Source organism: Nostoc sp. C052, from assembly GCF_013393905.1.
Taxonomy (GTDB): domain Bacteria; phylum Cyanobacteriota; class Cyanobacteriia; order Cyanobacteriales; family Nostocaceae; genus Nostoc.
In genome coordinates, this window is sequence record NZ_CP040272.1 from 6759168 (window position 1) to 6781074 (window position 21907).

At 43.2% G+C, this 21907-nt stretch carries 20 protein-coding genes and 1 pseudogene; 9 read left to right on the plus strand and 12 right to left on the minus strand.

All coding sequences use genetic code 11. The features are described from left to right. Positions 1-42 precede the first annotated feature (42 nt). Together FD723_RS27825 and FD723_RS27830 are read right to left on the minus strand one after the other, a co-directional pair. Positions 43-1431 carry a cytochrome P450 gene (locus FD723_RS27825; RefSeq protein WP_179068249.1) on the minus strand — a complete coding sequence of 463 codons (1389 nt, stop codon included), beginning with the start codon at positions 1429-1431 and terminating at the stop codon, positions 43-45. A 74-nt stretch (positions 1432-1505) separates the two neighbouring features. Then, positions 1506-2321: a TIGR01548 family HAD-type hydrolase gene (locus tag FD723_RS27830; RefSeq protein WP_179068250.1), complete on the minus strand. Its 816-nt coding sequence runs from the start codon at positions 2319-2321 to the stop codon at positions 1506-1508. Between the two features lie 184 nt (positions 2322-2505). Between FD723_RS27830 and FD723_RS27835 the strand changes: the two genes are divergently transcribed. Beyond that, positions 2506-2805: a 30S ribosomal protein PSRP-3 gene (locus FD723_RS27835; RefSeq protein WP_094333099.1), complete on the plus strand. Its 300-nt coding sequence runs from the start codon at positions 2506-2508 to the stop codon at positions 2803-2805. Between the two features lie 10 nt (positions 2806-2815). Here the strand turns inward: FD723_RS27835 and FD723_RS27840 are convergent, their stop codons facing one another. The 4 genes from FD723_RS27840 to atpD form a co-directional block, all read right to left on the minus strand. Next, complete coding sequence (locus FD723_RS27840; protein WP_179068251.1) at positions 2816-4711, minus strand: serine/threonine-protein kinase; 1896 nt, start codon at positions 4709-4711, stop codon at positions 2816-2818. Between the two features lie 156 nt (positions 4712-4867). After that, positions 4868-6979, minus strand: a complete 2112-nt coding sequence (locus tag FD723_RS27845; RefSeq protein WP_179068252.1) for a flotillin family protein — start codon at positions 6977-6979, stop codon at positions 4868-4870. A gap of 302 nt (positions 6980-7281) precedes the next feature. After that, positions 7282-7695 (minus strand): ATP synthase F1 subunit epsilon, encoded by a 414-nt coding sequence (atpC, locus tag FD723_RS27850; protein WP_179068253.1) that lies wholly within the window; start codon positions 7693-7695, stop codon positions 7282-7284. A 108-nt stretch (positions 7696-7803) separates the two neighbouring features. Then, a complete protein-coding gene (gene atpD / locus FD723_RS27855) occupies positions 7804-9252 on the minus strand; it encodes a F0F1 ATP synthase subunit beta (protein ID WP_094348862.1) in 1449 nt (482 codons plus the stop codon). 413 nt (positions 9253-9665) lie between these two features. Between atpD and FD723_RS27860 the strand changes: the two genes are divergently transcribed. Beyond that, the gene (locus FD723_RS27860) at positions 9666-10490 is read left to right on the plus strand and encodes a SirB1 family protein (protein ID WP_179068254.1); all 825 of its coding nucleotides are present in this window, start codon (positions 9666-9668) and stop codon (positions 10488-10490) included. A 187-nt stretch (positions 10491-10677) separates the two neighbouring features. Here FD723_RS27860 and FD723_RS27865 read toward each other — a convergent pair whose 3' ends face one another. Then, a complete protein-coding gene (locus tag FD723_RS27865; protein WP_179068255.1) occupies positions 10678-11118 on the minus strand; it encodes an SRPBCC family protein in 441 nt (146 codons plus the stop codon). Between the two features lie 250 nt (positions 11119-11368). On the opposite strand from FD723_RS27865, the gene FD723_RS27870 reads away from it, so the two are divergent. Further along, a complete protein-coding gene (locus tag FD723_RS27870) occupies positions 11369-13021 on the plus strand; it encodes a mechanosensitive ion channel (RefSeq protein WP_179068256.1) in 1653 nt (550 codons plus the stop codon). 310 nt (positions 13022-13331) lie between these two features. Here the strand turns inward: FD723_RS27870 and FD723_RS27875 are convergent, their stop codons facing one another. Beyond that, a complete protein-coding gene (locus FD723_RS27875) occupies positions 13332-14813 on the minus strand; it encodes a GTP-binding protein (protein ID WP_179068257.1) in 1482 nt (493 codons plus the stop codon). A gap of 234 nt (positions 14814-15047) precedes the next feature. On the opposite strand from FD723_RS27875, the gene tpiA reads away from it, so the two are divergent. Together tpiA and folP are read left to right on the plus strand one after the other, a co-directional pair. Further along, a complete protein-coding gene (tpiA, locus tag FD723_RS27880) occupies positions 15048-15779 on the plus strand; it encodes a triose-phosphate isomerase (protein WP_179068258.1) in 732 nt (243 codons plus the stop codon). A gap of 52 nt (positions 15780-15831) precedes the next feature. Further along, positions 15832-16692, plus strand: coding sequence for a dihydropteroate synthase (gene folP / locus FD723_RS27885; RefSeq protein WP_179068259.1), 861 nt, complete (start codon positions 15832-15834; stop codon positions 16690-16692). Here folP and FD723_RS27890 read toward each other — a convergent pair. Beyond that, positions 16689-17531: an SPFH domain-containing protein gene (locus FD723_RS27890; RefSeq protein ID WP_179068260.1), complete on the minus strand. Its 843-nt coding sequence runs from the start codon at positions 17529-17531 to the stop codon at positions 16689-16691. The two genes, folP and FD723_RS27890, sit on opposite strands and share 4 nt — an antisense overlap. A gap of 931 nt (positions 17532-18462) precedes the next feature. On the opposite strand from FD723_RS27890, the gene FD723_RS27895 reads away from it, so the two are divergent. Next, positions 18463-18807, plus strand: coding sequence for a hypothetical protein (locus tag FD723_RS27895; protein WP_179068261.1), 345 nt, complete (start codon positions 18463-18465; stop codon positions 18805-18807). Between the two features lie 305 nt (positions 18808-19112). Next, positions 19113-19292, plus strand: coding sequence for a 30S ribosomal protein S21 (gene rpsU, locus FD723_RS27900; RefSeq protein ID WP_069073049.1), 180 nt, complete (start codon positions 19113-19115; stop codon positions 19290-19292). 248 nt (positions 19293-19540) lie between these two features. On the opposite strand, the gene pth is transcribed toward rpsU, so the two are convergent. Continuing rightward, complete coding sequence (gene pth / locus FD723_RS27905; protein ID WP_179068262.1) at positions 19541-20182, minus strand: aminoacyl-tRNA hydrolase; 642 nt, start codon at positions 20180-20182, stop codon at positions 19541-19543. Positions 20183-20385: 203 nt separating this feature from the next. After that, positions 20386-20658, minus strand: a complete 273-nt coding sequence (locus FD723_RS27910) for a TatA/E family twin arginine-targeting protein translocase (protein WP_179068263.1) — start codon at positions 20656-20658, stop codon at positions 20386-20388. 211 nt (positions 20659-20869) lie between these two features. Between FD723_RS27910 and FD723_RS27915 the strand changes: the two are divergent. Then, a pseudogene (locus tag FD723_RS27915) lies at positions 20870-21085 on the plus strand (Uma2 family endonuclease); the annotation flags it as partial. A 376-nt stretch (positions 21086-21461) separates the two neighbouring features. Here the strand turns inward: FD723_RS27915 and psbH are convergent. Then, positions 21462-21665: a photosystem II reaction center phosphoprotein PsbH gene (gene psbH, locus FD723_RS27920; protein WP_179068264.1), complete on the minus strand. Its 204-nt coding sequence runs from the start codon at positions 21663-21665 to the stop codon at positions 21462-21464. Between the two features lie 85 nt (positions 21666-21750). On the opposite strand from psbH, the gene psbN reads away from it, so the two are divergent. Next, the gene (psbN, locus tag FD723_RS27925; protein WP_179068265.1) at positions 21751-21882 is read left to right on the plus strand and encodes a photosystem II reaction center protein PsbN; all 132 of its coding nucleotides are present in this window, start codon (positions 21751-21753) and stop codon (positions 21880-21882) included. The last annotated feature ends 25 nt before the right edge of the window (positions 21883-21907 follow it).

Genomic DNA, 21907 nt, shown 5'->3' on the forward strand with positions numbered 1-21907 from the left:
TTGTGAGTTAGGCGATCGCCTTATATGCCATTACACCTTAAACTAAACCAAACTAGTCTCCCGAACTGCCTGATTTTGCTCACGCTTCCCGGTAACAATCATCTCTACACCTCCTCCTGGCCCCAACAGCGCCCCCTTACGCACTGGCTGCACTGGTTTGCTATCAGCTAATTCCATCTGCCAGTGAGATAGCACTGTTGCCAAAACTACCTTCATCTCAAACAGCGCAAATGCCATACCAATACAGCGACGGTTCCCGCCACCAAAAGGTAAATATTCAGAAGGGGTAAATTGCCGTTCTAGAAAACGCTCTGGTTTAAATTGCTTCGACTGCGGATATAAATCTTCTCGATGATGGGTCAAATAAATACAAGGAATCACCAAAGTACCAGGATTTAACTGATAACCCATGATTTCTAAAGGAGATTTTACCAAGCGATTTAATGCCAACATTGCCACTGGATATAAGCGCAGAGTTTCTGAACAAACAGCACTCAAATAGGGCAAGCGTAAAACAGCATTTGGGTCGGGGTCTTTACCCAAGTTATCTATTTCTTGCAGTAGTTTTTCACGCACCTGTGGCAAATGGTGAATCCAGTACAAAGCCCATGTTAAGGAAGTCGCCGTTGTCTCGTGACCCGCCACCAAGAGGGTAATTAACTCATCGCGTAACTCTACATCCGTCATTGGCTGCCCATCTTCATCACGAGTTGCCATCATCAAAGATAGGATATCAGTTCGAGATGGGTCAGGTTGCTGTTGGCGATCCTGAATCTCAGCATATATGAGTTCATCCATTTGCTCTCGTAAACGCAGAAATCTTCCCCAAGGACTCCAAGAACCTAAATCTCTTTGAAATGATGGGAAAACAAGCATCATTGCCGTAACGAAAGGTTGCTTGGGATTCAGAATTTTCAGCAGCACTTTCTTGAGTTTTTCATAACGTGGCCCATCTACTAGACCAAATACAGCTTTCAAAATCACCTCTAGGGAGATTGTTTGCACAGATGGCAAAACTGTAAAGGATTCCCCAACTTGCCATTGACTAATTACTTGCTCTGTGATACCGCGAGTTAACTTACCATAAGCTAGCATTCTTTCTCCATGCAAAGGAGGGGTTAACAACTTTCGTTGGCGCTGATGAGGCTTACCTTCTAAAGCTAGTAGTGATTGCTTTCCTAATAAAGGCGATTTAATCCCTGCTGGTTCACCAGAGTCTAACTGTTTTGGGTCTGTGGTAAAAATCTGTTGAATCGCCTGAGGATTACTAGTGAACACTTGAGGAGTAAAAACTGGGCCAATTCGGAGGGTGAACGTATCACCATAGCGTTTAGCACAGGCTTCCATGTATTCTAAGGGATTAGTTAGCCACTGATATGTCTGTACCCAAGGGTGAGTTTGAGGGCCATTAGGCAGTTTAAGTGCAGACATTTTTATTAATCTCCCAATGATTAAAGCAAGATTGTTATCAGTCAGTCATTTATGCACCCGTAGCTTAATTAATCTTAGACCACAGATTGGGCAGATGAACTTACCAATTCTTGAATCTGTCTTGGAGTTAATTCTTGCACATTACGCAAAACTACTGCTGCTCCTGCTGCTATTAGTGTCTCACTATAAGCGTCACTACGCGCTGCTGTTTCCTGTACGTGGGGTGGTAAAACGCCTACACCAATCCAAGGGCGGGAAGAATCTAGACCCCGTGCTTTCTCAACGGTATACATATCTGCCACCGTATCCCCCACATACACTACAGCTAATTTTTGTTTAATTCCATTATCTAACTCCCGAACTGTGGCAAAAAGTCCAGTTGGGTCTGGTTTACCTGGCGCATCTTCCATCGCAATCAACACTGGAGATGCCAAACCCAGGCGTTTTTCCAATACATAGTTAGCAGAAGCACGAGTCGCACCGCTAAAAAATCCCCAAGCAATCCCGGCTTGGGTAAGTTGCTCTAGATAGCTAGGTTGTAATAATAAAGGTTCATTACAGATATACCCAGTAAAATTATTTGGGTCTGGGCCTCGGTAACGAGATTGAAAAAAAGCAACGATCGCACTGTAATCTAGTTGCAGTTGTTCGCGGCTCTGTTTTTGGGTTTCAAAGTAGCGGTAAATTAATTCCTGCGATGCTTCCCAATCGTTATTCCACACACCTTCAGACTTCAACTGATCAATATCTAGTGGGGTTGGACGATATGCTTGGGTGGTAAAATGTTCTACCGTATCTGCGATCGCCCGGCGATAAGAACCGCTAACGTCTCGCACAACGCCATCAATATCGAAAATAGCGATCGCTTTTACAAAAGTTGGTTGAGTCATGGGGTAGGAAGCAAAAGAGTTTTAAATTATCATAATGCGCTTAGGCACTTGGTACTTAGCACTGGCTCAACGCCCCACTAAAGCTAACAGCACCCTGAATGTTTGGTCATTTGATAGGGTATTGCGTTAAAATAAGCGATCGCTATCCTTGTTAAATAATGCCCGGAAATTCCCGGAGGTGTGATTGACCAAGTTTATTTTGAAAATTCTGTGGTTAGACGAGAACGTTGCTCTAGCAGTGGATCAAGTTGTAGGCAAAGGCACCAGTCCTTTGACTAAGTACTTTTTTTGGCCTAGAAATGATGCCTGGGAAGAGTTAAAGAAGGAATTAGAGTCCAAACATTGGATTACTGACCTGGATCGTGTCGAGTTGCTTAACAAAGCAACAGAAGTGATTAACTACTGGCAAGAGGAAGGCAGAAACCGTCCAATGGCAGAAGCTCAGTTGAAATTTCCAGAAGTTGCCTTTACAGGTAGCGCTTGATATTACACAATTAGCTGTTGTCCTGTTCTACAAGCTGCCACAGTTTGATAGTCTTGTCCCGGCTGCCGCTTGCAATTAATTGTGTAACTTTGCTCACAGCAACAGCGGATACTGAGTCTACATGACCAGAGAGAGTAACAATCTCTTCTGCTGTGCTTACCCTCCAAAGTTTAACTGTTTTGTCGCAACTTGCACTTAGGAGCGTTTCGCCATCGGCAGTAAAAGCCACAGCCACCACAGACCAAGAATGGCCTACAAGTGTGCCAATTAGCTGACCAGTGTTTACCTCCCACAATTTAATAGTGTTATCATCACTACCCGTCGCCAAAATTTGACCATCTGGACTAAAAGCGACTGTCAGAACCGCCCATGCATGACCCGAAAGGGTGCCTAACAAGCTATAGCATGGGCGGTTTTGAATAAGGGGGAAGGGGGCAGGGGGCAGGGGGAAAGGGGGAATGTCCTCTGCTGCTTGTGGATAGTCTTTTAACTCAGCACTATTCATATCTCCCTGCTCCCTGCTCCCTGCTCCCCTGCCTCTTGTTGGTATCTGCCACAAGCGAATTGTTCTGTCATAACTAGCGCTAGCTAAAAGCTGTCCTTGGGGACTAAATGCCACTGAATTTACCTTTAATTGATGTCCAGCTATGGTGAAAATTTCTATACCAGTATTGATATCCCAGAGTTTGATTGTCTTATCCCAGCTACCACTAGCGAGAATCTGCCCATCTGGACTGAAAGCAACTGATTTTACTGCGTGGGAGTGTCCCAACAGGGTGGAGATTTCCTTTAATGTCTCAACCTGCCACAATTTGATAGTTTTATCATCGCTAGCAGTTGCCAAAATTTGACCATCTGGACTAAAGGCAACTGATTTTACAGCCTGGGAATGTCCTGATAAGCTAGCTATGACTTTTTGGGTATTTAAATCCCACAACTTGATGTTTTTGTCATCACTACCACTAACTAAAGTATTACCATCAGGGCTGATGGCAATGGTATTTATCCCACTCGACACACCCGAATGTCCAGTTAGGGTATTCAGGCATCGCCAAGGAGGATTTGGTAATTTAAAATTTTGATTTTGAGTTTTACATTCCATACCCATTGCTTGCATAACTTCATTAGCTGATTGAAAGCGGTGGTCAACAGCATTTTGCAGCAAATTGTCGAGAATTTGCGCCAAGCGTAGACTCTTTGAGTCTTGTCGCCAGACATCCGTCACCTTAGTAGTAAGATACTGTTGCCAGACCCAGCAATCATTTGCAATATCAAATAAATCAAAGGGAGGAATCTGGGTTAGTAAGTAAATACAAGTAACACCAAAGCTATATAAGTCACTCGCAAAAACAGCTTTTCCTCTTGTTTGTTCTGGTGCAGCGTATTCTGGACTACCGATACTGGTTTCAGATGTTAGCTGATCACTTTCTGCAACGATTTTCGCAGTGTTAAAATCGACTATTACGAAATCCCCCTTCTTGGTAATTGGGGATCTACGGATGATATTTTGGGGTTTGATATTGCGGTGGATAATGTTGCGATCGCTAATAAACTGCAAAACTGGCAACACATCTTCTAACAGTTGCCAAATCTGAGTTTCATTAAAAGCACCTTCTTCCTCAACCACCTGAGCTAAATTAGTGCCTGCAATAAACTCCTGCACTAAATAAAAATGCTCGTTCTGCTCAAAATAAGCCAACAAAGCAGGAATTTGTGGATGCTTTCCTAATTCTTCTAGCTGTTTTGCCTTTTGCTGAAAAGTTTTAAATGTTTCGGATTCCGGCGATGATTCTTGAACAACGCAAGGAACTGGCGGAAACTCACCTTCATCTACAGCGAGGAAAGTTTTACAGAATCCCCCTTTACCGATCTGCTTGAGTAAACGATAACGTTCTTGTAAAAGCAAAATTTCTCCGCCAAAGTTACAGGCAGCCAGGGCGAATAGAATTCGCGGCTACATAAACAAAGTCCGCCTCCGCGGACTAAGAAAAAATTGAGGGTTTGCAACCCACGGAGGTGGGTTTTGTCTGTATAGGCGCGGTTTTTAACCGCCCTTTTAACGTTAAGTTGACTTATCTTCGGGAAAATTCACAACTATCGGTGGATAACCGTTTTCTGAGGTTGGTTGTGCTTTAGTAACTACTGGTTGCGGATGCAAAGGTGTTGGTGTCAATTCACCTTTACCAGTTTGATTCCATAAAATCATGGATAGTAGCCCATCCACTAAGCCGTTATTGCTGCCATTACTGCCAACTAAGACATCTGGAATCAAACGGACATGGCGATCGCCGATAATCTGCATTAGTTGCATTGCTGTATAACCTTGTGGCCCCAAAGCTTCCACACCAGCGCGGTAGGTTTCAGCTTTGGCGTTACCTGTAGCTCTGATACCTTCAGCCTCAGCAATTGCCCGGAGTTTTGTACCCTCAGCTTCACCGTTCGCCTGCTTAATTTGGGCTTGGGCTTTGAGGTCAGCTATATGCACACTCTGCTCCGATTTCACCATTTCTTGCTGAATATTAGCCAGCGCTGTTTCCCGAACAAGCTGCTGTCGTTGGGTTTGCGCCATCTGCTGGACTTCATAAGTCTTGCGTTCTTCTTCGGCAATTTTCCGGTCTGTCTGTGTCTGCATTAACGACGCTGGTGGCTGAATATCACCAATCAGAGTATCGATCGCTTGCACGTCATAAGCCCGCAATGCTGTTTTAATATACTCAGCAGCCTCAGATTGTCGCTCACTCCGAGCAGTGAGAAAGTCTAGTACAGTATAGTCTTGGGCTGAGTTGCGGAAATAATTCCCGATAGTCGGTTCTAATACATGGTCTACCAGATTTTGCATTGCCCCAACGCGAGAAATTACCTTCGGCGCATCTAAAGCACCGACATGGATAATTTGTGCTACTTCCAAATCAAAGGCAAATCCATCACGCGATCGCACCGTTAAAGAAGCCAGTTTAGCATCATAGCTATGGCGTTCAGTCCGACCTGACCAGTTTAAAACGATGTTGGTCGTTGGCACTAGTTCAATCTTCATAATCCGGGAATTAATCGGGTGTTTACCAGGATATAGCGGTTCGACCCACACACCTTTGTGTCCCTGATTGACTAAGTTACCGTGGGTGAAAGCTGCACCGCTGACATCTTGATGGGCCTTACCCACGAAAGAAATTACTACACCCACATATCCAATGGGAATTTCTGTCATAGGCACTTGTTCAACCTGGACAAACCAAGGATTCAAGTTCCAAGAACCAGAAAGCAAAGTCTGTTCTTGTAAACCTCGCCGCCCACCGCCATTAATAAATTTTTGACCATTTTGGAAGTTGTCGTGTCCGTCAATTATGGGGCCTGCGAGTTCACCAGCAGAAATTGGTACGCCATCTAAAGTAGTAACAATGCCAACTTTGTCAGATGCCAAACTATACACCCGTAACTGTTCTGGAGTCATGCCATGAGCGCTGGCATTTGATGCCATGATGACTTTAAATAAGGCGGTATTAATCCGGTACGTACCAGCTGTGAGAAAACCCATTTGCCGCCCTTTTTCGCCGCCTTGGGTGAGGAATTTTCGAGCATCTTGGAAGTTGTCACAGTCTACAATTTTACCCAAAATCCTCTCTGGTGGGTTGGATGCGCCATCTGCTGCCACAATCAAAGCGATTTCCCCTTGGGGAACAACAATTACCGATTCTTTTTTTACAGAATATTGCCAAGGCCAATAGCCCCAATGCCAACCAGGGGCTAAAGTGTCTGCCTGCAAACCAGCTTCGCCGTTAAGGGCAATCAAGCTACCAGCGGGTAGCCCACGCCCGGAAAGGGTAAATTTCCTCACGACAATGCCGACTTCACGTTCGCCAATTACCACCAGTCCGCCAAAGAACAGGGGAACGAATATGACTAAACCGCCGATAAGTACGATGGGAACCAGTACAACAGGGTCGATTCCAGCAGCTTGATATTGAATCCTGCTAGTTTGTAATTGGGCAATATTAGGTTTAGTCTGATTTAGCTGGACTGATGCTGGAGTAATTTCTTGTGCAGTAGCTACTTTGACAGAAGTAGCATTGGCAGAATGAATACTACCAGAGAGTGCTAATGTTGCTACGACCGATGCTGCAAAACGAGCTACTTTATTTTGTTTACGAGTACCAAGCAAAGATGAAAGGCTTTTCATAATTTGTGCCCAAAAGGGCAACTAATTAGTTAATTTAACACTCCACTAAAGCTTGGCTCAATTTCTTAAACTTGGCGTAATTTTTTTTAAAATTAATAAATAAGGAGTCAGAATTCAGAATGGGCTACGCCCCGCTGCGCTAACAAGATTCAGAATACTCTATCCATAAAGGGATGGAGTTTTGGCATCAGTACAGAATTTATACTGATTTCTGGCTCCTGACTCCTGAGTTCTTCTTAATAAATATTTTATTTTGTAGGTTGGACATTGCCCAACCTACAAATTTGAGATAGAAATTGAATCTAGACTGAACCGCCGGCGGCTTGAAACCGAGCGCGGGCCCGTTTGAAAGCTTGGTTCGCTTGGATTTGGGCTTGGCGATCGTCTGCGGAAACTTGAGTTAGCCGCGCTTCTGCTTGGTTGTAAGCAGTACGAGCTTCATCAAGGTTAATTTTGTCGCCACGTTCAGCGCCGTTAACCAGAATTGTCACTTCATTTTCTTCGACTTCGGCAAAGCCACCCAAAAGAGCGATCGCTTCCCAATTCTGATTTTTAGCGCCACGAACTCGCATGACACCAGTATCTAAAGCAGTCAAAAGTGGTGCGTGTCCAGTTAAGATACCTAGTTGACCAGTCGTGCTAGGCAAAACCACTTCTTCAGCTGGCGCATCCCAGACTGTTTTATCTGGGGAAATTACACGAACGGTTAATGTCATTTGTCTTTTGTCCTTTGTCTTTTGTCTTTTACCACTTGTCTTTTGGCATTAGCCATTAGCCATTGAACTAATGACTAATGACCAATGACCAATGACTAATGACAATGACTAACCTTTGATTTTTTCAGCTTTGGCGATCGCTTCGTTAATATCGCCAACCAAGTAGAAAGCCTGTTCTGGCAAAGCATCCAATTCACCAGACAGAATTTTTTGGAACCCTTTGATGGTGTCTTCCAACTTCACGTACTTACCAGGAGAACCGGTGAATACTTCTGCCACAAAGAACGGCTGGGACAAGAAACGCTCAACTTTCCGGGCCCGCGCGACGATGAGACGGTCTTCTTCAGACAATTCATCTAGACCGAGAATGGCGATAATGTCTTGGAGTTCTTTATAACGTTGCAGAGTTGATTGCACCGCCCGCGCAGTATTGTAGTGTTCGTCACCGACAATGTTGGGCTGGAGCATGGTGGAAGTTGAACCCAGGGGGTCAACTGCGGGATAAATTCCCTTAGCTGCCAAACCACGAGATAGTACTGTTGTACCATCCAAGTGGGCAAAGGTGGTAGCAGGTGCGGGGTCAGTGAGGTCATCCGCTGGTACGTACACTGCTTGAATGGAGGTAATGGAACCCTCGGTAGTGGAGGTAATCCGCTCTTGCAGTTCACCTACGTCGGTTCCCAATGTAGGCTGATATCCTACCGCTGAAGGCATCCGACCTAGTAGTGCCGATACTTCTGAACCTGCTTGGACAAACCGGAAGATGTTGTCAATAAACAACAGCACATCCTGCTTGTTCACATCGCGGAAGTATTCTGCTACTGTCAATCCCGAAAGACCAACCCGCATTCTGGCTCCGGGTGGCTCGTTCATTTGACCGTAGACTAGAGCAATTTTTGATTCGTTGAGGTTGTCTTTGTTGATTACCCCAGATTCAATCATTTCGTTGTAGAGGTCATTGCCTTCACGGGTGCGTTCACCCACGCCAGCAAAAACGGATACTCCACCGTGCTGAGTAGCGATGTTGTTAATCAACTCCATCATGATGACGGTTTTACCAACACCAGCACCGCCGAATAGACCAATCTTACCGCCTCGTCGATAGGGAGTCAGAAGGTCAACAACTTTAATCCCAGTCTCAAACACCGAAGGTTTGGTTTCCAGGTCGGTGAATTTGGGAGCAGAGCGGTGGATGGGTAGAGTTGCCTCAGCATTTACTGGGCCTCTGTTGTCCACAGGTTCGCCAAGGACGTTGAAAATCCGGCCCAAAGTGGCTTTACCAACTGGTACGCTGATGGGAGCGCCTGTATCGGTGACTTCAAAACCGCGAACTAAGCCTTCGGTAGAACTCATCGCCACAGTCCGCACCTGGTTGTCGCCCAGAAGTTGCTGTACTTCAATGGTGATGTTGATTTCCTGTCCAGCTTCGTTGGTGCCTTTGATTTTCAAGGCGTTGTAGATTTGTGGCAATTTCCCGCCGGGAAATTTAACGTCTACAACTGGGCCAATGATTTGGGTAATGTAACCAATGTTTGTTTTTTCTGCGGTTGTTACCATGCTGCGCCTAATGAGTGAAGCTAGATTTCAGATAAGGTCGTAGAAGACATAAAATTAAACAATGTCACCTTTCAGATTAGCACTGAACGCCCCTACTCTACGCCATAAATTGATCCTTAAGACTAGGGCTTGGGGATCAAGATCAGGCTAACCTAAAATCAGTAGTTAGAGTCTTTTTTTATTTGGAAGTCCCTTAGCTGAGGATTGCTGTTGTTATTTACTCTGTGACAACGCTTTTCAAGTAATTTAACTACACTACTTCCCACTCCCGTCTGAGTTGTAATTTAAATACCTGAGAATTGCTGTATAAATTTAGATACTTAGATACAAAAAAGCGCTTTTAGCCAAGCCGTGATGCCTGCGGTTTTTGCTAGTCTACGCTTCATCCTCACACTTTCACCGAACAACAGCTTATGTATTTCTCGTCAGCACGACAATATTTTTACCAGGAGATTCAGCAGTCTGACGAGCATATTGACTTAGCAAAGGCAGCTTTGTATATTGCACAAGAAGAATATCCCAATCTAGACCCAGAAGAATACCTCAACGCCCTTGAGACAATGGCGTGGGAGCTTCAAGAACGCCTGCCTGATTCACGATATCCTTTGCGAATAGTTCAAAGTATTAATCAGTATCTCTACGAAGATTTAAAATTTTCTGGTAATAAAATTGACTATTACGACCCGCGCAACAGCTTTTTCAATGATGTAATCGATCGCCGATTGGGGATTCCCATTACCTTAGCGCTGGTTTACCTGGAGGTTGCGCGACGGATTGATTTTCCGATGGTGGGTGTGGGGATGCCGGGACATTTCCTGATTCGCCCAGATATTCCCGATATAGAAATTTTTGTGGATGCTTTCAATGGCGGTGAAATAATATTTGCCCAAGATTGCGAAGAACGTTTGTCTCAACTTTATCAGCAACCTGTGACGCTACAACCAGAATTTTTAGCCGTAGTCAGTAATCGGCAATTTTTGGCACGGATGCTGACAAATTTAAAATTTATTTACCTCAAACAGCAAGAATTAGAAAAAACGCTGGCAGCAGTTGAACGAATTTTGTTGCTATTTCCTGGTTTAACTTTAGAATTGCGCGATCGCGGCTTGATTTACTATCAACTCGGTTACTACCCCCAAGCCGTAGACGACTTACAAAATTATTTAACAAAAATTCCTGATGCCGAGGATGCCTCTGTGATTCGGCGGCTACTTACCGAATTGGGTAAAGGTGGGTAGGGAGAAATCAATTAAAAATTAAAAATTAAAAATTAAAGACTGAAAAAGAGTTAGCTAAAGCTTCCCGCAGGGTGAAGACGAGATAGGGGGAAATAACTAATGCCCAATACAACTCTTGGAGAAGCTGCGCCAAGGGCAAAGTTCAGTACAAATGCTCAATTACGAATTACGAATTACGAATTACGAATTATGAATTTTCTGCAACTCGTTTGAGGCGGCGCAGCTGGGCCTGCATATCTTGTTTTGTCCAAGATGCAGCAAAAGTGTTGAAGCCCCAACTGACTAAGGGGTTAGGGATATCGTACTCAAAGCGGTTGAGTAGCAGCGTTCCCTTTTCTGTGGGTTGACATTCCCAGCGATCGCGCCCTTGAAAAAATCCCTGGAATTCCCAGACTACCAAACCCGGTTGTCGTTCTACAACTACGCTATTCAAGGTGGGTTTTATTAGAGGAATTTGAATGATAAAACGACTTTTACTGCCGACATCAGTACTCCAAGCTTCGCCTACAGGTTCACAACGGAGAACAGGGTTAAGCCAACGGTGCATGAGAGTTAAATCGCTAATACAGCGCTCCACCACCGTAGCTGTAGCATTAATTTGAATCGATTGTTCCAAAACTTGGGACATTCCACATCTTTGGTGCTGTTGCTGCAATTAGAGTAACGCAAAATTTTGGGGAGTGGGGAAGGGAGATGAGGGAAAAATCAATTCAAAATTCAAAATTCAAAATTAAAGAACTTTTGCCTCCTCTTTCCCAATACCCCATACCCAATTTAAGTAAATTAAATCAATAAATATATGTATTTACTGGTAAATTGATAGGCAAAACACTGACTCAGTGTTTGCGGCGAATACTTAAGCTTAATTTCCGAAAACCATGAACACAACTTGGCAAGGAATAACCCAGGTGATAGGAGTTGGGTTGTCTATGAGGGTGGAGCAATTTTTGGCACAATCCCCCAGTCTGCAACCGATACAACCAGCAGTGAATCAAGGAATCGCTAATGTCCAAGGTATTGTTCAACAGTTGATTCTGTTTACGCCTCGTCTACTAGGGGCGGTGGCAATTTTGTTTGTCGGTTTGCTAATTGCCTTCGGCGTAGCGGCACTCACACAAGGAATTCTCAAGCGCACAAACATAGATAATCGCATTGCCGCTGGCGTAACGGGTCGTCAAGATGTTCCCCAAGTGGAGAAATTAATCTCCGGCTTAGTCTTTTGGAGCATTATCTTGTTGACGGCGGTAGCTGTTTTACAGGCGTTAGATTTAGAGGTAGCCTCTCGACCCCTGAATAGTTTTCTCGATCAACTTATTGGCTTTTTGCCAAAGTTGGTTGGTGCAGGAATCCTTTTGACAACTGCCTGGTTTTTAGCAACCATTGTGAAGATTATCACTGTGCGCTCATTACAGGCATTTAATCTGGATGAACGCTTGAATCCAGAACCAGAAGACAGCACACCCAGCCTCAATCAGCTATCTTTGAGTGAGACGATTGGCAATGCTCTGTATTGGTTTATATTTTTACTGTTTCTCGCTCCAGTTTTAGATACTCTCGGACTGAGGGAGGCTTTACAGCCAGTACAAGCTCTAATTACACAAGTTCTGCTAATTCTGCCGAACATTTTAGCGGCGATCTTAATTGCTGTAGTTGGCTGGTTCATCGCTAATGTAGTACGGCGGATTGTGACGAACTTGCTGGCGACAACTGGTCTTGACCATTTAGGTAGTCGCTTGGGATTATCTGCAAGTGCGGGGGTGCAACCTCTATCGAATATTATCGGCACAATTGTCTATGTTTTGATTTTGATTCCGGTGGCGATCGCAGCGCTTAATGCCTTGCGAATTGATGCGATATCTGTCCCGGCGATCGCTATGCTGCAACAGGTTCTCAACGCCCTACCAGCCATCTTTACAGCCGTGGCAATTTTGATTGTTGCCTATTTCGTGGGGCGGTTTGTCGCAGATTTGATTACAAGTATCCTCACCAATTTAGGCTTTAATAACATTTTCACTATTTTGGGTCTGACTACACCCAGCAGACGAATCGTCATTTCCACAGAATCAACATCCCCCCCGACTCCAACCCGCACTCCATCAGAAATTGTCGGCATTGTTGCCTTAGTAGGTATCATTCTGTTTGCCACGGTGGCGGCGGTGAATATCTTGAATATTCCAGCCCTGACAGTATTAGTGTCTGGGATTGTGATCATATTCGGGCGAATTTTGGCAGGATTGGTAATCTTTGCCATTGGCTTATTTCTGGCAAATTTGGCTTTTAACATCATTACCAGTTCCGGCGAACGCCAAGCCCAGATTTTGGGACAAGTGGCGCGGATTGCAATTATTGCCTTAGTCTCTGCAATGGCACTGCAACAGATCGGAGTTGCCAGTGATATTGTAAATTTAGCCTTTGGACTTTTACTAGGTGCGATCGCTGTTGCTATTGCCTTAGCTTTTGGTCTTGGAGGGCGCGATATTGCACGAGAGCAAGTTCAAGAATGGCTAAACTCTTTCAAAGGTAGAAATTAAAAGTTGATGAAGGCGCAATTTCATCAGACTTAGTGGTAAGTACTGAGTGCTGAGTAAGAAGGAGAGTACTCAGCACTCAGCACTCGGTAAGACCAAGGCCTCTTGTGGGCGGTCTTTCAACTCAGCACTGGCTCAACCCTAGCTATCCGCTAACAGCACTTGGAACTCAGTACTCTTCATGTTTCGAGTTCTAAAGCTCAATGGTAATAATTAGCGATCGCTCTAAGGAATAAGAGATACAGCAGATTTCAAGTTAGTGAGCTACAAAAATAATCGTTATGAATGCTGATACGAATTACAAATTTCTGCATCACTTTTTGAGTTTTACCTTGTAGAGTAATTCATCTTTAATCCGGTTAAGAATTGAAGTCTCATCCAGGTTAGCCAAAATCCGGTTAATCACTGCTTTCGGCCCATCAGGTCCCCAAGTCGCGCCATTGGCTAAATAAACTTTGGTAACTTGTCCAATACCGTAAGAAGAAACACCAGCTACTCCCCCTTGCGTGAGTGCCACCGATATATAAGGGCCTAAGGCAATGCCACCTGTAGCTGTAGCAGAGATCCCCAGTAAAGTTTTTAATCCACTTAAGCCCAAGTTTGCTAACAATTCACTAGCACCGATGCCGCCCATACTCAGGGCGATTTTTTGTAGCAATTGCACAGCCCCGGCTTCGGTCATGGAGAAGCCATAGAGTTTAGATAAACCCAAAATTAGAGCAATATCAATAACCACACTACTCAGAATATCTACCACAGTTACGGGATTAAGTGCGATCGCTAATGCCTTAGTCATCACAGCTTTCCAAATCAACTGATTGGCATTCTGTTCCCGAATCATCACTTTTCGCTCTACCAATTGCTCATTTACAATGTCGGCATAAAGCATAGTGTTGAGAGCAACCAGGGCTTTACCCTCACGGTGTAGAATTTCCAAGATTTTCAGCTTCAGTTCTTCAACTTGGGCATTCCCTGTACGTAACTGTATACCCCTAGTGCCATCAGGGCGACGAATCGCCGTCTTTAGCAATGGCGATGCCGCAGCCATAATAATTTCTAGAGGTGTAAGTAATTCCCGCACCCTTTCATCCCGGATTTTGTGATAAATTGCCATCCGGTCTGCTTCTGGATACTGGTCTACTTTGTTAAACACCAGAATGATCGGTTTACCTGCTTCCCGCAACTGAGAAAGGGCCATGTATTCTAGCTTTGTCATGTCGCCAGATATCACAAATAGAATTAAATCCGCTTGTTTGGCAATCTGTTCAGCTAACGCGGCACGGGTTGCACCATCTACTTCATCTAACCCAGGAGTATCAATTAATTCCACCTGCGATTGACCTACACCAGGGAGAGTAACTCGCAAAGCCCGTTCAGTTTCCCCAATTGCTTCCTCGCTAATACTCCAATTAACTCTTTGTGCAGCACGGGTGACACCATGCAGCGGCCCAGTTTCAAATACTGTTTGTCCAACCAAAGCATTGAGTAGCGAAGACTTACCACGTCCCACCATGCCAAAAGCCGCAATCTGTACCACCATGCGATCTAACTTCCCTAGCATGGTTTCCAACTCCGCAATTTCCGTCTCTAACCCAGTTTTTTCTTGGGGGGTGAGGTCGAGATTGGCTACCAAATTTCGCAGCGCCGTTTGTGCTTGTTTATAATTCAGTTCTGTTTGAATATCTTCAAAACTGAAAATAGCACTATCCAGTTCTTCCTCCCAACTAAGAGAATTTGGATCGGTGTTAGCGGAATCGCTTTGATGAGGTTCAGGCATAGGCAAGGTCGAAGTCATATTAATTTTAGATTTTAGATTTTAGATTTTAGATTTTAGATACACCCCCTCACCATCCTAATTATTTTTAGCAAGGGTTTGGCGACATGAGAGGTAGCAGAGGTAGCGGGGGAAGAATAATTTTTACCCAATCCCCAATCCCCAGTCCCCAACTCGTAGACTAATGACTAACAAAAAGTCATAAACTGAAAAATGCATCTAATATAACGCGTTAGAATCTTGACTAAATTACCTGTGCGGAAAATCGTTATTGCCGGCAACTGGAAAATGTACAAAACTCAGGCAGAGACCCAGGAGTTTTTACAAGGATTTCTGCCCCACTTAGAGGAAACCCCCCAAGGGCGGGAAGTGATATTGTGCCCTCCGTTCACTGATTTAAGCGTTTTGTCCAAGACTTTACACGGTAGCCTCATCCAATTGGGGGCACAAAATATCCATTGGGAAGAATTTGGAGCCTATACAGGTGAGATTTCTGGCCCAATGCTGACAGAAAGTGGTGTGCGCTTTGTAATTGTCGGTCATAGCGAACGACGGCAATACTTTGGTGAAACGGATGCCACTGTTAATCTGCGCCTCCGAACTGCTCAAAGGTTTGGTTTGACTCCAATTCTCTGTGTTGGCGAAACTAAACAACAACGAGATGCAGGAGAAACTGAATCCCTGATTGCTCTCCAACTGGACAAAGCCTTGGTAGATATCGATCAGAATAATTTGGTGATTGCCTACGAACCAATTTGGGCGATTGGTACTGGTGATACTTGTGAAGTAACGGAGGCAAATCGGATAATTGGCTTAATTCGTAGCCAGTTGAGTAATCCGAATGTATCAATTCAATATGGCGGTTCAGTTAAACCGAATAATATTGATGAGATTATGGCTCAACCAGAAATTGATGGTGTTCTGGTGGGTGGAGCAAGTCTAGAACCTGAGAGTTTCGCTCGGATTGTGAATTTTCACTTAGTGTAATGTGCTTTCTTTTTGTTCCCATGCTCTGCATGGGAATGCCTAATGTAGATTTATGCCAAGGAACTTGATAATTCGAGGACGCTGTTTCGAGTGGGGACAGCGGACTTATTTGATGGGTATTTTGAATGTGACACCTGATAGCTTTAGTGATGGGGGTGAGTTTAACACTACCTCTGCCGCTTTAGTACAGGCGCAAGCACTGGTAGCTGCTGGTGCTGACATAATTGATGTGGGCGGTCAATCAACTCGACCAGGGGCAAAGCAAATAACTCTGGCGGAGGAACTTGAGCGAGTACTATCGGTGTTAGAGGTACTAAGACCAGAAATCTCAATCCCGATTTCTGTAGATACGACTCGTGCTGCTGTAGCTAGGGCATCTGTAGAAGCTGGAGCAGATATTATTAATGATATTTCTGGCGGCACTTTTGACTCAGAAATGTTGCCAACAGTCGCAGAGTTAGGTGTGCCGATGATTTTAATGCACATCCGGGGAACACCACAGACAATGCAACAACAGACTGATTATCAAGATTTGCTTGGTGAGATTTATAGTTTTTTGGCTGGGCAAATTGAGGTAGCAACTACTGTGGGCATTGACCTGGATAAAATTATTATTGATCCTGGTATTGGTTTTGCTAAGAACTATGAGCAAAATTTAGAAATTTTTCGGGGCTTGCGATCGCTGTCAGCACTCAAATGTCCTATCTTAGTAGGAGCATCTCGTAAAAGTTTCATTGGTCGCATTTTAAATCAACCAGATCCCAAAGCACGAGTTTGGGGAACGGCAGCAGCTTGTTCTGCTGCTATTTTTAATGGCGCTGATATCCTCCGAGTTCACGATGTTCAAGAAATGCACGATGTTTCATTAGTAGCCGATGCAATATTCCGACAAACCGCACAGCATAACTTTTAAGTATTACCGTTTTCGGATTTTTTGCCGTGACCTTCTGTAACTATCGACTCGGCTATCAACTCCTGAAACATTTCAGTCGAGTTGGCTGGGTCTACAAAGACAATTTTGGCATTACTGCTCTCGCCAAGTTTTTGGCTGGCATCTACGTAATCTTGAGCGACAAGATACCGCAGAATATCCCTACTGTCAGGATTGGAACGTAGAGCTTGAGAAATGATTTGCACTGAAGCCATAGTTCCTTCAGCTTTCTTAATGGCAGCTTCCTTTTCCCCTTCAGCTTCGGTAATCAGCGCCCGTTTTTTGATTACAGCGGCTTGTTCCTCTTCTCTAGACTTTCGTACACTCTCAGGTAGTGTGATTCTCTGAATATCTAACCGGAGAATCTCAACTCCCCAATCTGCTGTTACGTTATTCAACTGGTCTAAGATGGCTGAGTCCATCTCCGCTCTAGAGACGTTAGTCTGCTCTAGGGTATTTTGTGCAATGATTTCCCGGAGCGTGGTTGTGGTTATCTGTGTCAAGGCTCCTTGCAGATCCTCAATTGCGTAAAAGCTTTTCTCAATATCTCTAATACGCCAGTATACAATAGCATCCACTTCTACGTAGATATTATCTTGGGTGATCACATTTTGAGGTTTGATGTCTGTAAACTGCTCTCGTGTAGTATCTTCCATCACAATCTGATCGACCAAGGGAACGATAAAGTTCAGCCCTGGCTTAAGTTTCCGATGAAACCGCCCCAAGCGTTCAACTAGGGCTTCATTTCCTTGATTAATCAGTTTTGCAGAACCTAATGCATAACCTATAAGGGCTAAAACTATAGCAATAATTGGCTCCATGTATGCTCCTATTCAGCTTTGGGGAGAATTTAATGTCAAGGATATGGTACTAGCTTGTCATATCTTTGACTTTAATGTTTTGAATCTTTGATACTCCCGACGCCTAGAAAGCGAGGGATTCTTGGTTAAACTGTTTTGCGGAATGCGATCGCTATTAAAGCACCTTGATAAAACGCTGGCAAGGACTACTTGATGTAATCAACATTACTTGTACTGGTATCTTCAGACAGTCTGAAACTGTATTCAGTATATTTACGGAATTTACATTAAGCTTACGTCAAATTTAGTAGAATTTTCACAACCCCAGTATAATCGGATTGAAATTAGCTTCAGCGATTAAAATGTAAAAATATTATGGGCAGGCTATTAATCAGACTTATAGGTTTAATCCTAATTTTCACAGGCTTATACTTTTTGAGTCAAAATATTATATTTGTTAGCGGTTACTATCTACCTTTTCTTAGAAGATTACCTGCTACTGCTTCCGTATTAGCGATTATGGTAAGTGGGTTTACGTTGGTGTTTTTTCTGAGAAAAGCTAGTAATTTTACATGGACTTTGTTATGGATTGCCATAGTACTAGTTTTCTTCAGTGGGGGAGCAATGTTCAGATCAACTAGCTTATGGCATCTAGTTGTTGCTTTCGCCTCGTTAACAGTTGGATATAAATTATTTAATGAAGGCAGAATAAAGCTTTAAAATTTGTAAATAAAATCATATTTTTTTATCTATTTTAGTAACTGAAACTACATTTTTACCCAGATAATAGTAAAATCATAAAAATTTGTACTATTATCTTCAGACAAGCTAGACTTACATATAATATATTCACTTAGGGTAAATGAATTTTACGTAAAATTTCGTAGAATTTTCAAAACTCCACTACAATCAGGTTAAAATTAGTTTCAGCTATTAAAAATGTAAAAATATTATGGGCAGACTATTAATCAGACTTATAGGTTTAATCCTACTTTTCACAGGATTATACTTTTTTGGTCAAAACATTATATTTGTGAGTGGTTACTATATACCTTTTTATAACAGATTGCCTGCTACTGTCGCCGTATTAGCGATTATGGCAGGTGCATTTACACTGGTCTTTTTTCGGAGAGAAGCTAGTAATTTTGGATGGATTTTGTTAGGGATTGGCATATTACTAGTTTTCTTCAGTGGTGGAGTATTTTTTAGATCGACTAGCTTATGGAATTTATTTGTTGCTTTTGCCTCATTAACAGTCGGATATAAATTATTTAATGAGGGCAGAATTAACTTTTAAAATCTACAAATATCATCATATTTTCTTATCTACTTTTAGTATCTAAGACTACATTATTTCCCAGATTTTACTACAGCCAGAAAAATTTAGTATTATGATTTTCTCATCTTCTCTATTGCTTCTGAGAGTGCATTAGGTCACTTAGATTAACTTTTAGTTAAGTGCTGATTTAGGGATTCGGAAGCACACGAAACCCGCCTCAAACGGACGAATAGCCTCTTAATCATGACTTTAGCTAAGGGGGTTTTACTCAGGTTGAGGGTAATATTACAATGGAGACTATTGATGATGAGGAAAAGGTAAGAATGACCCAGGTGGTTCTAGGAGAGAACGAAGGAATAGACTCAGCTTTGCGTCGGTTTAAACGTCAGGTTTCCAAAGCTGGGATATTAGCTGATGTAAAATATCATCGGCACTTTGAAACACCGATAGAAAAACGTAAACGTAAGGCGGTAGCAGCTAGACGCACAAGACGTTTTAAATAAACCTATTGGTGTGATACTGGCGTTGCTTGAGGTTATGACCAAAAACAAGCAACAGCGCCATCGCCATTATTCTTACAAAAATTAAGCACAGTATGCCGCACCGCCAATTAGAGCATAGATGAGTTACTTTCTCTATACACAGAGAGCATTACAGGCTTTATATCGGTTGGATGGAATAAGCTAAAATTGCTGTACATCAACCAAAATAAGTGCCTTTGCCAAACTTATAGAGAAGTATTCATCCAACCCTAAGACTCAGAATTATTAATGGTGCGGCTATTACAAACATTCATTGCCTTTTCTACACCCTGCTTGAGGCTTAGTTCAAGACATTCAACCACGAACTGAAGTACAAGAGACATTTGCTGATTTTCGGCAGCAGAAAATCGCCCCAGTACATGGGATATAGCACCGGAATCATCGCTATTAGCTGCATTTTTGGGTTTACCAATACCGATTCGCAAACGGGGAAAGTTTTGGGTACTAAGATGTGCGATCGCACTTTTCATGCCGTTATGTCCCCCAGCCGAACCAGATAACCGCAGCCGAGTTTTTCCCAAAGGTAAATCCATATCGTCATAAATTATCAGCACTGATTCAGGCGGCAATTTATACCAACTTGTCACCGCTTGTATTGCTTGTCCTGAGCGATTCATATAAGTTAACGGCTTCAGCAAGCGAATCTTACCTCCACCTGGGGCCATACCCTCGCCATACTCACCCTGAAACTTGCGGTTTTCTGCTAAAGAAATGTGCCAAGAACGCGAGAGAGTTTCTAAAGCAGCAAAGCCGATATTATGGCGTGTTTGGTCATACTTAGCTTCTGGATTCCCCAACCCGACAATTAGCTGGGGAATTACCAAAGCTGGTTGCGTAACAACTTCTGTCATTTTGCCTACAGTCAATCAATTTTAGATTTTAGATTTTAGATTTTGGATTGAAACAGACCGCAAGGGTACAAGGTTTAGTGATTTTAGATTGACGATGGTGCAGCGTCGGAATTAGCGTTTTTTGGATTTGTTACGTTCACCAAAGACGTTGCTCTAAACTGCAAAATAATCTAAAATCCAAAATCCAAAATTCTTATGTTCTCCTAGCTAGATTGAGAAGAACTTGCGGTATCCTGCTCAGATTTGGCAGGGTAAATTTGCTTAGGTTCCAATTCAGCAGTAGTCTTTACAGCTTCTTCTAACTGTTCTGCTTCTTTTTGAAACTCGTTTTGAAACTCCTTGGAAGCTTCTTGGAAACTACGAATTGTTTTGCCCACACTCCGGCCAATTTCTGGCAGCTTCTTGGGGCCAAAGATTAACAGCGCTACTACCATAATTACAGCCATTTCCGGTAGACCGATACCAAATATATTCATTTTTTGTCTCCTGTAAACTATAGAACTACTACAGAAACTCGCATATTATTATGTAGTCTACTCAATAATCGCCTATCATAGAAGGCGATGCCTGCGGCGAGCTACGCTAACGCCCCACGAGCGAGTGATGCTTTATGTCTCTGACAATTAAAGACTTCGAACATGATGGTTGAGGTAAAATCTGAGCGAGAGTCCTTCGGACACACTTTGCGATCGCATCAAACCACTCCAAGAAAAGATTAAGCTATTCCTAGAACTTGGATGTACAGTGGGTATTCTCATTGACCCTGACAAAGTTTTAGTAACAGTTTATCGCCCTAACCTTGAACCAGTAGTTTTAAAAAATAACGATAAACTGACAATACCAGAATTACTGCCAGGTTGGGAATTAGCGATCGCAGAATTGTGGCCACCTGAATTTGATTAAATTAACCACCTGAACAGACAATTTCACTTGTAGAGATGGCGATTCATCGCGTCTCTTGCCTTAACCAAGTGTTGAGTGCTGTACATGGATAGCAGGGTGTTGAGCCAGTGCTGAGTAAAAACCCAGTTATTTCAAGACTTTGAGGAATCAACACTGTCCTAACCTGTGTGACTACGGTTATAATTCAATACGCTTGGGCTAAGGGCTACTGACAACAATTTTGGGTTTTCAAGACGCGATAAATCGCCGTCTCTACAAGTGTATTGGGCTATGATGATGCGGACATGATATGAACTCTGACTCACAACCAACAAAAAAACCCGGAAGAACCGGGTGTAACTTAACTTGTTATCCAAACTTGATCGCTATGTATCTTTTAGCGTCCTAAACTCCGCCAATCTACAAGTACATCCTGAATCAAGAATGATTGATTGTAAAGTTGCAGAATAATCAGCAGAAACACGAAAAATAGCAAAATAAAAACAGCCATCACCGGGGTAGTACCCCAACCTGGAGCCACTTTCCCATACTCAGAGTTCAGTGGTTTCAGGATATCTCCCAACCTAGTCCTTTGTGCCATAGTTCACCTAAGATTACTTGCCAAAGCTTTTTTTAATCTTCTGTAATATTCTATAAGAATAGCACTCATAATCAATCTCTCAATTATGGAACCCGCAATAGTTCTTAGCATTTCTATGGCTGCCGTGGTGGTTGTCATCACTGTACTGTCGATTTATACCTCTTTTGGCCCTCCTAGCAAGCAATTGAACGATCCGTTTGATGACCACGAAGATTAAAAGAGTCATTGGTCATTGGTTATTA